This window comes from Pseudoalteromonas sp. APC 3893 (assembly GCF_030408095.1).
GTDB lineage: Bacteria > Pseudomonadota > Gammaproteobacteria > Enterobacterales > Alteromonadaceae > Pseudoalteromonas.
The window spans coordinates 1-12,372 of sequence record NZ_JASDCD010000041.1 but is presented as its reverse complement, the minus strand read 5'-3'; the positions used below and the strand labels follow the sequence as shown (position 1 = coordinate 12,372).

Sequence of the window (12,372 nt, the reverse complement as noted above, 5' to 3'; positions counted from 1 at the left end):
AAATGAGTTGTAAGTGTTGCCTCATTATAGCCTTACTCAAATAAGGCGCTATAATTGCCTCCGTCTGGCCTGTTGCAGGGCAAACTGCACCAAAAATATGAGTTGATAGAAATTGTTGCTGCTTGACCACTCGAGGCCTTGAGCCTTTCTTTGCCCAAATTTTAGATGTAGTATTTTGTTGACCAAACCGCGCTTCATCTTGGAACCAGACATTGACTCTATCTAGTGATACGTGGCCTGGAATTGTGATGATCGTATTACGAAGGAATTTTTTTAAGCGCTCTTGAGCATCGATAGATTGCTTTGGGTGCTTTGAACAAAATGTCATCCATAATGTAAGAAGGTGGTCGGAGGATGCTTGTATGCCAAATATTTAGAACGCTTAGAGATAAAGTGGAGAAGTGAGGGGCCTCACTTCTCGTTATTCTAGTATAAGCAGGGGAGGAGCCCCCTACTTTAACTTTTACAGGCTTTCAATCTTTGCTTTTTGCTCAAGCAGTTTGGCTTTAGCATCTGAGTATTCCGCCAATTTTTCATGCTCTTTGGCAAGTACCGCTTCAGGTGCATTATTTACAAACTTTTCGTTAGCTAATTTATTTTGCACTTGGGCTAGGCCTTTTTCAGCTTTTTCAAGTTGTTTAGCTATACGCGCAAGCTCTGCATCTACATCAATTAGGCCTGCCATTGGGATCATTATCTCAAGGTTGCCAACGTACGATGTTGCACAAGCTGGTGCATCATCTTTATTATCAAGCAATGTGAATGCTTCAATTTTAGCAAGTGACGCTAAGAAGCTCTCGTTTTCAGTAATACGGCGCTTGTCTTCATCTGATGCATTAGCAAGCAACACCGACAGTGGCTTGCTTGGGCTGATGTCCATTTCGCCACGAATGTTACGAATAGCGACGATGAATTGCTTAACCCATTCTAAATCTTCCATCGCTTTGGCATCAACACTTGCAGCATTATAAACAGGGAAGGCTTGAACCATTATACTGGTGTTCTCTGTTTCAAGACCTGCAAGCGGTGCCACGCGCTGCCAAATAGTTTCCGTGATGTATGGCATCATTGGGTGCATTAAACGTAGTAGGCTTTCAAGCACTGTAATAAGTGTATGGCGTGTACCACGTTGTTGTGCTTCATTACCTTTGAATAATACCGGCTTAGTAAGCTCTAGGTACCAATCGCAGAACTGGTTCCATGTGAATTCATAAAGCGTATTAGCGGCAAGGTCAAAACGGTAGTTGTCTAAGTGCTCAGTATACGTTTTAACAGTCGCTTCATACTGGCCTAAAATCCAGCGATCAGCTAGCGAGTATTCTTTTTCAGCATCGTTTGCAAAACCACAGTCTTGCTCTTCGGTATTCATGAGTACGTAACGGCTTGCGTTCCATAGTTTGTTACAGAAGTTACGGTAACCCTCAAGACGATTCATATCCCAGTTGATATCACGACCGGTAGACGCCATAGCTGCTAATGTAAAGCGCAATGCATCGGTGCCGTGTGCTTCAATGCCGTTATCAAAGGTTTTACGAGTGTTCTTTTCAATTTTTTTAGCAAGCTGCGGCTGCATCATGTTGCCAGTACGCTTGGTCACTAAGCTCTCAAGGTCGATACCGTCAATCATGTCGATTGGGTCAAGTACGTTACCTTTTGACTTAGACATCTTATCGCCATTTTCATCGCGAATAAGACCGGTAACGTAAACTGTTTTAAATGGCACTTGTGGCTTGCCGTTTTCGTCTTTAATGAAGTGCATGGTCATCATGATCATACGCGCCACCCAGAAGAAAATAATATCAAAACCGGTTACCAACACGTCAGACGGGTGGAATGTTTTTAAATCATCAGTGTTCGCAGGCCAGCCTTGGGTTGAGAAGGTCCAAAGTGCAGATGAGAACCAAGTATCAAGTACGTCTTCGTCTTGGCTAAGCGCAACATCATCGGCGATGTTATTTTCACGGCGTACTTCTGCCTCATCACGACCAACAAAGACATTACCTTCGTTATCGTACCAAGCTGGAATACGGTGGCCCCACCAAAGCTGGCGAGAAATACACCAATCTTGTACGTCGTTCATCCACGAGAAGTACATGTTTTCATACTGCTGTGGCACAAATTGAATGTCGCCATTTTTAACCGCGTCTTTTGCAGGCTCTGCAAGGGGAGCAACACGTACATACCATTGATCAGTAAGTAGTGGCTCAATAACCACACCTGAGCGGTCGCCATAAGGTACGGTTAACGCATGGTCTTCAATTTTTTCAAGTAAACCAAGTTCTTCAAACTCAGCGATAATCGCTTTACGCGCATCAAAACGGTCAAGGCCATGTAAGCGCTCAGGAATGGGCGCATCAAACTCAAGCTCTTTGCCATCAAAGGTGTACGTTTCACCTTGGCTTAATACCGCTGCATCTTTATCGAAGATGTTGATCATTGGCATTTGATGACGTTTACCCACTTCGTTATCGTTAAAGTCATGGGCAGGAGTAATTTTTACGCAGCCCGTGCCTTTGTCTTTATCGGCATGTTCGTCGGCAACAATTTTGATACGGCGATTAACAATTGGCAGTAAAATATCTTTACCGATTAAATCTTGATAGCGTTCGTCATCTGGATTTACAGCAACACCTGAGTCACCCAGCATAGTTTCTGGGCGCGTGGTTGCAACGACAATGTAGTCTTTACCATCTTGAGTTTTAACACCATCAGCAAGTGGGTAGCGCAAATTCCACATGTGGCCTTGTTTGTCTTTGTTTTCAACTTCAAGGTCTGAGATAGCGGTGTGTAATTTAGGATCCCAGTTTACTAGGCGTTTACCACGGTAGATTAAGTCTTCTTTATGCAGGCGAACAAAGACTTCTTTAACGGCTTCAGATAAGCCGTCATCCATAGTAAAGCGTTCACGATCCCAATCAACAGATGCACCAAGACGACGAAGTTGCTTGGTGATTGTGCCACCAGATTGGTTTTTCCAATCCCAAATTTTTTTAATAAAAGCGTCACGGCCTAAATCGTGGCGTGTTTTACCTTCCTCGGCAGACAGCTTACGCTCAACCAGCATTTGAGTTGCAATGCCTGCGTGGTCAGTACCTACTTGCCATAGTGTATTATTGCCTTGCATACGCTTAAAACGGGTTAAGGTATCCATAATGGTGTCTTGGAAGGCGTGGCCCATGTGTAAGCTACCAGTGACATTTGGCGGCGGGATCATAATTGAATATGCGTCGCCTTTGCCAGATGGTTTAAAGTAGCCTTTCTCTTCCCAGTCTTGGTATAGCGACTGTTCAATATCTTGCGGATTGTAGGTTTTATCCATTACACAGAACCTTAAATAAGTACTTAAATGAGTTGGTTAGCCAGTTTGCCTAGGGCGGCTAGCTATAAATATCTTGTGTGGTGATGTTGGCACCGAGTTGACGGAGCTTCTTAAAGCGCTCACGGGCAGCTTGTTTGGCTGCGGCCTCGACTGGCACAAAATCAAAAACTTGGTTAAAGCGACGAATAAAATCCGGCAACTGTGCGGCCAAGTTTATTAAAACTTTACGATTGCTAACTGGGGGTGTCATGCCTATTTCAACAGGTGCACCGCCTTTTGGGCCTTCACCTTGGAGGTTATGGGGCACAAAGCTGTCTGGGTCAAATGACCAAATCGTTTCATCAATGGCATGGGCGGTGTCTGTGTTATCAACATAAACGAAAACGCGATGACCAAGACGATACTGTTTTGCAGCAATTTGTGCAGCTAAGGCAAAGTGATCATCTGCTTTCGCTAATGATTCATCTTGTTGCTTTAGAACAAAAAATTGGGCATTGATGCTCATTGTATCGGGGTTTCCCATTGCATTGCATATGTGACTTTTTAGCGCACATAAATTAGAGCAAGGATTTTGCCATAAAACAGGGTTTGCTTCAATGAATACGCTGCGTTACTCATTAATTAATAGGTAACAAAAAAGGCGCTAAAAAGCGCCTTTCAATAACGTTATGTATGAATACTTAGTCTTGTGCAGCGTCGCTTACACCTGCGCGATTGAGTAAGTACTGAGTTAACATAGGCACTGGGCGGCCCGTTGCACCTTTGTTTTTACCACTACGCCAAGCTGTACCGGCTACATCTAAATGCGCCCAGTTATACTTTTTAGTAAACTTAGATAAGAAACAAGCTGCTGTGATAGTACCTGCTGCACGACCACCTAAGTTAGTAAAATCAGCAAATGGGCTTTCTAGTTGATCTTGATAATCATCCCACAGTGGCAGTTGCCATGCGCGGTCGCCACTTTGCTCTGATGCTTTTAATAAGTCGTGGGCAAGTGGGTTGTGGTTTGATAGCAAACCAGTGGCATGAGCACCTAATGCGACGATACATGCACCAGTTAAAGTGGCAACATCAATCACGGTTTCTGGTTCAAAGCGTTCAACATACGTAAGCGCATCACATAATACTAGACGACCTTCTGCATCAGTATTGAGAACTTCAACAGTTTGCCCTGACATGGTAGTTAGAATATCGCCTGGGCGGTAGGCATTTGAGCTAGGCATGTTTTCACAGCCCGCTAATACGCCAATAACGTTTATTGGCAGCTGCATTTGCGCAAGTGCACGCATTGCACCAATAACACCAGCTGCACCGCCCATGTCGTATTTCATTTCATCCATGGCTTCGCCAGGCTTGATAGAAATACCACCAGAGTCAAAGGTTAGGCCTTTACCAACTAATACGATAGGGGCTTGATCTTTCGCGCCACCTTGGTAGTTAATAACTGACATAACCGATTCGTTGTCACTACCACGGCCAACAGCTAAGTATGAATTCATACCAAGTTCTGCCATTTTCTCTTCACCAATAATATCAACGCTCACGTTTTCAAAGTTGGTGGCGAGTTCTTGTGCTTGTTCACCTAAATATGCAGGGTTACAAATGTTTGGTGGCATATTGGCTACGTCTTTACATAGCTTGCTGCCCGCGGCTATAGCTAAGCCATGTTCAATGGCGCTTTCACCAATCGTTAATTCGCGACGCGTTGGCACGTTAAACACAATTTTGCGTAATGGGCGACGTGGGTCGCTCTTTTTACTTTTTAATTGGTTAAACGTGTATAAACAGTCTTGTGTTGTTTCAACTGCTTGGCGTACTTTCCAATAGGTATCACGGCTTTTAACGTGTTGCTCAGTTAAAAAGCAAACCGCTTCCATCGACCCTGTTTCGTTTAGGGTATTAATGGTTTTTGAAATAATTTGTTTATACTGCTTGTCGTCAAGCTCACGCTCTTTACCACAACCTACTAGTAAGATACGTTCACTGAGTACATTTGGTACATGATGTAATAACAGCACTTGACCTGGCTTACCTTCTAGATCGCCACGACGTAGTAAATTAGAGATATAACCATCACTGATTTTATCGAGTTGCTCACCAATGGGGGATAAACGACGTGGCTCATAAACGCCAACTACAATACATGCGCTACGTTGCTTTTCAGGACTACCACTTTTTACGCTAAATTCCATTGTCACTCCTAATTTTGAGTCATAGAACCCTTAATATGGGTAATTAAATATATTTCTAGTGCTAAGTTATCTAATACCTTTAATCTTAGTCTAAAAATGTTAACTCATTATGTGTTTTTGAACTTTATACCTTTGTATCGATTAATACCACTTATGCGACAATATATCGAGTTGTTAGGTAGGATATTTAATACTGATGGCATATAATAAACAGAGTAAAACGCTAAGTTTACTTTTATTTTCCCGCTATTGCAGTAAAACAAGATGTTTAACAGGGGCAAGCATTGCTAATTTTCCGTTATTTGACCACTGAAGTTTTAAAATCTCAGGTCGCCGTATTTCTAACCTTGATGACCATATTTTTGTCGCAAAAATTTGTGGTTATTTTAGGTGATGCGTCCGAAGGTGGTATTCCCGCTAAGCTAGTGCTATCGATGATCGCGCTTAAACTTCCACAATTGGCCTCCTTAATTTTACCGCTAAGTATTTTCTTGGGGATTATTCTTGCCTATAGCAGAATATACGCTGATAGTGAAATGACCGTACTTAAAGCCTGCGGTGTCAGTGAATGGTATGTGGTTAGAGTGACCTTAATATCTAGTATTGGTCTTGCGATATTAGCTGGATTTTTAACATTGTACGTTGCCCCTTGGGCTAGTGAACTTGAATATCAACTCAAAGAGCAAGCTAAAGCCGATGCAGGTTTATCTGCACTAAGGGCCGGAAGGTTCCAACAAACTGGTAACGAAAAAGCAGTAGTGTTTATTCATAATATAGAAAATGGTGGTAAAAAGTTAAATAAAGTGTTTGTTGCACAACTGCCTGATACTGAAAAAGATAATTTAGCTCGTTTGGTTTATGCCGAGCGTGGTGTTGTTGTTGAGCAAGATAATGGCGAACAGCAATTGGTACTTAGTGATGGTAAACGTTATGAGACTGATGGCACAACACCTGCACTTAATTTAACAGAATTTGATGGCTACAGCGTACAAATTCGTGAGCAAGAAATTGAACATCAACGCCGTAAGCTCGAAGCAGTACCAACTATTGATTTAATGGCGATGAATTCCTCTGAAGCGATAGCTCAGTGGCAGTGGCGCTTAGCCATACCCTTATCCATTCCGTTGCTTACATTACTTGCAGTGCCTTTGAGTGTAGTTAACCCACGACAAGGGAAATTTGCGAAATTAGTGCCCGCTATCAGTTTATATTTAGGCTATTTCATTTTACTGAACGCGGCTAAGTTTGCCGTCGAAGATGGCAAAATCCCACCGTCAATTGGTTTGTGGTGGATTCACGTTACTGCTCTATTTATAGGTGGGTTTTTGATTATCAAAGGGCGTCCTGTTGGTGCATGGCTTAAAGCGGTTGTAACGAAACGGGAGGTAAGCGCATGATGAAAACTCTCGATTGGTACTTAGGCCGCAGTATTTTACAAACGACTGGTTTTGCCTTAATGGTTTTAGTGGGTATTAGTACTCTTATAAAATTTATCGAGCAGCTTAAGTCGGTTGGTCGTGGTAGTTATGATATTACAACAGCGTTACTTTACACCTTGTATAGCATGCCTGGCGACTTAGTTATTTTCTTCCCGATGGCTGCATTAATTGGTGGCTTAACTGGTCTCGGGGCGCTTGCTTCAAACAGTGAGCTAGTAGTAATGCAGGCGGCAGGTATGTCGCGTTTACAAATTATTATATCGGTAATGAAAACCGCAATATTCATGGCTGTTTGTATGATGGCACTTGGCGAGTGGGGCGCACCTGAAGCGCAACAAAAAGCCAAAGAAATGCGTAACCAAGCAATTTATGGTGGAGATGTTTTTAACGCCCAACAAGGTGTGTGGGCAAAAGATGGCAGTAACTTTATAAACATTCAGGACGTTGATCAAAATGGTGTTTTGCATGGCTTTAATATGTATCATTTTGATAAGTCATTACAATTAACACAAATTACAAAAGCGCGTGAAGCGGTGAGTCGAAACGAAGGCTGGTTACTTCGCGATGTTAGTAAGGTGCAATTAAGCGAAGAGCAAATTACTACACAAACGCAAGACGAAGAGCTTTATGAATCACAACTTACTGCTGAAAAGCTTGGCGTGGTTTCAGTTAAGCCCGAAGCATTGTCATTCACAGGGCTGTGGTCATATTTAGGTTACCTCAAGCAAAATGAGCAAGACACCAGCACTTATGAGCTGGCGTTATGGCGTAAAATTATGCAGCCTATATCTATAGCCGTGATGTTGCTGGTGGCATTGTCGTTTATATTTGGCCCATTACGTACGGTGACTATGGGAGCTCGTATTGTAATGGGAGTGGTAACTGGAATTGTGTTTCACTTAACCAACGAAATATTTGGTCCTGTGGTGATGGTGTACCAAATTCCAGCTATTATAGGGGCTACTGTACCAAGTATTTTATTTATCGGTTTTGCTACTTACTTACTGAACAAACGGATATAGTTATTTTAAACTTGCTAGGAATTAAGTTGCTCCTAGCAAGTTAATCTAAAGAGCGATAGATACGCTTATTTTCTTCTTTAGTTAGTGCAACAACATCCGTTTTCGAAATATAATCTTGTAAAGCGCGCTTATTTTTAAAATCAACTAATACCACTAAATTACCAAGGCCAAGCAACGCAGCTACACTGCGAATAATTGCTTGCGGCCAAGTTATCAAATTTCCATCCCGTGTTTGTACTTTCAAACGCCAAGCGCGCATACCAATTGTTTGCCCGCTTTTAGTCCAAAAGTAAGCAAAAAACACAATGTTTACGCCAATAAATAGTGTACTACGCATACCATAAAGTAGTGGAGAGTCTTGTATTAGCGCGGCAGGGTCTTCTGTTTGTGGAATAAAGCCGAGTGCAATTAAGCTCTGAATCGCAGCAAAATACAAAATAGCAGTCAGCATAGATAGCGATATAACGACTAAAGAGTCATAAATCAATGAAGCAAAGCGACGCCAAAAGCCCGCCCGTGGAAACTCAACAGACATAAACACACTCATAAAGTTAATATGCGCGCTAGTTTAGCAAATAGAGTGACAAATACTAGGATCGAAAAACGACACAATGTTAATGGTTGCTCAATTGTTAAGCTGTTGATCATCGAATTGTAAAAAACAGCTTGCTGCTAACCTTATTGTTTGTATAATGCTTGGCATAGAGACGAAGACAGCTTTATAAGTCTTAGCTCTAAAGTGGTTTTTCTTTATCTTCTCTTGTTTAGAAGGTTAAAGAAAAATGATGCCAGCGTGATGAAATTGGTAGACATGGGGGATTCAAAATCCCCTTCCGAAAGGAGTGGCGGTTCGAGTCCGCCCGCTGGTACCACTTTTGATAGCCCTGACCAAATTGGTCGGGGCTTTTTTATGCTTGTAGAAAAGTGAAATGCGGACTCGAGCGCCACTTGGAGTGGCACAGCTACGAATTAAAGTCCGCCCGCTGGTACCACTTTTGATAGCCCTGACCAAATTGGTCGGGGCTTTTTTATGCTTGTAGAAAAGTGAAATGCGGACTCGATCGCCACTTGGAGTGGCACAGCTACGAGTTAAAGTCCGCTCGCTGGTACCACTTTTGATAGCCCTTGCTTTTTAGCAAGGGTTTTTTATGCCTGTAGATAAGTGCAGCCACTCTAATTTCGTATGGAGTGAGTTTGGTTACGCGCGAGAATAAAAAGCATCGTTTTGGCTGTGTAGTAAAATGTATAGTTTATTTCTTTGGTGTGTTATGTGGGCGTTACATACTCTCTCATCAATTTATTCATAAACAAAAAGTTAACAGATTCGACCTCTATTATTATTTAATCTGGTAGAATAGTCAGGTTATAAGCAGTTAAAGCAGTGAACAAACTATGTTAAGTCCTTTTTATCAGCAGCATGCTGATCATATTTCTATTTCCCGTGAACAAGGTTGTCGCTTTGCAAAGTGCGTAGCCGATGATTACAACCCTCTTCATGATAAAGATGCAAAGAAGTTTTGCGTACCAGGGGATTTGCTGTTTGCATTAGTCCTAAGCCGATATGGCATCAGTAAAAAAATGGAATTTACCTTTGCTGGCATGGTCGATGAAAATACCAAGCTAAATTTTCCAGAAGGCGGAGAAGAATTTGCTATAACCAGTGGTGAGAAAGTGATGCTTCGCGTTAAGCGCGAAGGTGAAAACAGTACTTGCCAAACATTGACTGACAGCCTAATTCAAAATTACGTTGAGTTCTCAGGCACTACATTCCCACATGTAATTATTCCTTTAATGGGCAAACAAGAGGTAATGATAAATCCTGCTCGGCCTATGGTTATTTATGAGTCTATGCTTATTAATTTAGACAACCTTGATATTATTGCGCCAACACTTGAATTTGCTGAACCTGATTTTGAGTATACGGGTAAGCGAGGAAAAATAACTCTGCGTTTTAATTTACTTGAAAATGGTAAAAAAGTCGGTTCGGGTGAAAAGCACATGCTAGTGTCAGGCATTCGTGAGTATTGCCAAGACACGGTCGATGATTTAATAGCGTTTTATAATCAACGCAAAGAGACGCTTAAGCCTGTAGCCTAATAAATAAAGGGTTTAGGTTTTGAATGAAGGCGCGAAAGCGCCTTTTTTGTTGCATGTTTTATGCGTACAATAGCGCCACTATTAGTTATTTCAAGTCTATGCTATGTCTGCTGCAACCTTTAATGATCTCCACCTCGACCCGTTACTACTTAAAGCGCTTGAGCTAAATGAATATCAAACGCCAACGGCTATTCAGCTTCAAACTATTCCATTAATTTTAGCTAATCACGATGTAATGGGCAGTGCACAAACGGGCACAGGTAAAACTGCGGCATTTGTGCTTCCATTACTGCATAAACTGTTAACCACTAACAAAAAAGATGAGCAAGGCACGGCCCGCGTATTAATTTTAACGCCGACCAGAGAACTTGCTCAGCAAGTATTTGCTAGTTTTGAAAAATACGCTCAAGGGTCTGATATTAAAGGTGCATTAGCTTATGGTGGTGCCAGTATTGGTCCGCAAGTCAAAGCCATGAAAGACGCACAAGTTGTCGTAGCAACGCCAGGGCGTTTACTTGATCACATCATCAAAGGCAGTATTAAACTTTCAAGTGTTGATTCACTGGTATTTGATGAAGCAGACCGCATGCTAGATATGGGCTTTATTGACGAAATAAAACGTATTTTGCGCCACATTCCAAGTGAACGCCAAACCTTACTATTTTCAGCCACCTTTGATGACAGCGTATTTGAGCTTAGCAAAAAACTGCTTAAAGACCCTAAATTGGTCGAAGTTGATAAACGTAACTCTGCTGCAGTTGAAGTGGAACAAGTGATTTATGCGGTTGATGAAGACCGTAAACGTGAACTCGTCTCTCATATGATTGGCATGAAAAATTGGCGCCAAGTACTGATTTTTACCCGTACTAAGCAAATGGCCGACAAACTTGCTAAAGAAATGTGCAAAGACGGCCTGAAAACAGAATCTATCCATGGCGATAAATCACAAGGGGCACGTGATAGGGCGTTGCAAAACTTTAAAGAGGGAACGACCCGCGTACTGGTAGCCACAGATGTTGCAGCCCGTGGTTTAGATATTGTATCGCTTAAATATGTTATTAACTTTGAGTTGCCGTACATAGCAGAAGATTATGTACACCGAATAGGTCGTACAGGTCGAGCCGGCGAACAAGGTCTTGCTATGTCGCTCGTGAGCTTGGATGAGCAATGGTTACTGGAAGAAATTGAAGTCTTACTTGATACTCGGTTAACCCCACAATGGCTGGCAGGATACGAGCCCGATCCAAATAAAAAGCCCAAAGATAATCGCAAAAACTCTAATAAGTCGCGAAAAGATCGAGATAAAAAACGTATTACAGGGCAAAGAGCACCCAATAGACGACGTAAATAAAAGCTTTTAGTTTTAGCTATCAGCTGACAGGTAGATAAGAGCGAAACCAGTCATTGAAAAAGTTAAATTTATTCCTGCTTTTTTTTGAGTAGGACCTAATTTTGCCCGATAACATTATTAAACGCCGTTTTGGGGCAAAATAACTTGCTTAATTTCTAGCTGTTTTAATTACTTGTTTACAAAGGTAATTATTGGTGAAATTATCAGGGTATGTAATATACGCCGTTTTGGTGTGTTATAAACCACCAGAATGGTGTTCAATAAGCTGTTACATGTCAAAAAGGAATATCGCGTGAAGTTTGAGTTAAGTGAAAAAACACAAGAAGATCTCGCCTTCCTAGATAAAATGTCGCTCGAAGAAGTCATAAGCTGGCCAATCGATTACGAAACTAATAGGCTGACATTTTCCGAAACATCAGACGTTTTAGATATGTGGCTTGGTGGTAAGAAATGGAGAGGAACAGAACATCACTTTATCCAATTTGGTCAAGACGGCTGCGGCTCCCTATTTTGCCTCTGGCTTTACCCTGAATTAAAAGGTGAGCCACCAGTGGTTTTCCTAGGTTCCGAGGGGGAAAGAGCTCTTGTATCAAATAATGCCCATGACTTTGTAAGGCAAATCACTTCCGGAAAAGTATTCTACGATGGCAACTGGATCGATCCAGATGATGAGGATAAAGATGATCTCGATTGGGAGTTACTGTTTCAGAAAGCAAAAGCTTATACAGGCTCACTTTGCGAAAATCCGTCAAAATTAACAAGTTCGGCACAAGCTAGTCATCCTGACCTTTCCTCATGGATTGAAGATAATGTCGAGTAAACATGTAATCGGGTAGCCGGAGGTCTCTAACCTCCAGCCCCCACACCACCCATCATGCGGGTCCGCAATGGGCGGTTCATCTCCCGTAATGAATATTGCTCCAAATATCTCTCAATGACACTAAACCTTGTG

9 protein-coding genes, 1 tRNA gene and 1 pseudogene are annotated in these 12,372 nt (G+C 42.0%); 6 read left to right on the top strand and 5 right to left on the bottom strand.

Features of this window, described 5'->3' with window-relative positions; all coding sequences use genetic code 11:
• The 4 genes and pseudogenes from QMA12_RS21435 to pepA all read right to left on the bottom strand — a co-directional run.
• A pseudogene (locus QMA12_RS21435) lies at window positions 1-331 on the bottom strand (transposase); the annotation flags it as partial.
• Between the two features lie 132 nt (window positions 332-463).
• Entirely contained in the window at window positions 464-3,319 is a 2,856-nt protein-coding gene (locus QMA12_RS21430) for a valine--tRNA ligase (RefSeq protein ID WP_290211430.1), read from the bottom strand.
• A 58-nt stretch (window positions 3,320-3,377) separates the two neighbouring features.
• Window positions 3,378-3,824, bottom strand: a complete 447-nt coding sequence (locus QMA12_RS21425) for a DNA polymerase III subunit chi (RefSeq protein WP_290211429.1) — start codon at window positions 3,822-3,824, stop codon at window positions 3,378-3,380.
• 175 nt (window positions 3,825-3,999) lie between these two features.
• Window positions 4,000-5,511 (bottom strand): leucyl aminopeptidase, encoded by a 1,512-nt coding sequence (gene pepA, locus QMA12_RS21420; protein ID WP_290211428.1) that lies wholly within the window; start codon window positions 5,509-5,511, stop codon window positions 4,000-4,002.
• A gap of 284 nt (window positions 5,512-5,795) precedes the next feature.
• Between pepA and lptF the strand changes: the two genes are divergently transcribed.
• Both lptF and lptG read left to right on the top strand, forming a co-directional pair.
• Complete coding sequence (gene lptF, locus QMA12_RS21415) at window positions 5,796-6,908, top strand: LPS export ABC transporter permease LptF (RefSeq protein WP_290211427.1); 1,113 nt, start codon at window positions 5,796-5,798, stop codon at window positions 6,906-6,908.
• Complete coding sequence (lptG, locus tag QMA12_RS21410) at window positions 6,905-7,972, top strand: LPS export ABC transporter permease LptG (protein WP_290211426.1); 1,068 nt, start codon at window positions 6,905-6,907, stop codon at window positions 7,970-7,972. Before lptF ends, lptG begins: the two co-directional genes overlap by 4 nt.
• Before the next feature lie 40 nt (window positions 7,973-8,012).
• Here lptG and QMA12_RS21405 read toward each other — a convergent pair whose 3' ends face one another.
• Entirely contained in the window at window positions 8,013-8,507 is a 495-nt protein-coding gene (locus QMA12_RS21405; protein WP_290211425.1) for an RDD family protein, read from the bottom strand.
• A 252-nt stretch (window positions 8,508-8,759) separates the two neighbouring features.
• Between QMA12_RS21405 and QMA12_RS21400 the strand changes: the two genes are divergently transcribed.
• The 4 genes from QMA12_RS21400 to QMA12_RS21385 all read left to right on the top strand — a co-directional run bounded on the left by QMA12_RS21400 (window position 8,760) and on the right by QMA12_RS21385 (window position 12,240).
• Window positions 8,760-8,844 (top strand) — tRNA-Leu (locus QMA12_RS21400).
• A 520-nt stretch (window positions 8,845-9,364) separates the two neighbouring features.
• The gene (locus QMA12_RS21395; protein ID WP_290211424.1) at window positions 9,365-10,069 is read left to right on the top strand and encodes a DUF3581 domain-containing protein; all 705 of its coding nucleotides are present in this window, start codon (window positions 9,365-9,367) and stop codon (window positions 10,067-10,069) included.
• A gap of 103 nt (window positions 10,070-10,172) precedes the next feature.
• Window positions 10,173-11,420, top strand: a complete 1,248-nt coding sequence (locus QMA12_RS21390) for a DEAD/DEAH box helicase (protein ID WP_290211423.1) — start codon at window positions 10,173-10,175, stop codon at window positions 11,418-11,420.
• Between the two features lie 292 nt (window positions 11,421-11,712).
• A complete protein-coding gene (locus tag QMA12_RS21385; protein WP_290211422.1) occupies window positions 11,713-12,240 on the top strand; it encodes a hypothetical protein in 528 nt (175 codons plus the stop codon).
• Window positions 12,241-12,372: the final 132 nt, after the last annotated feature.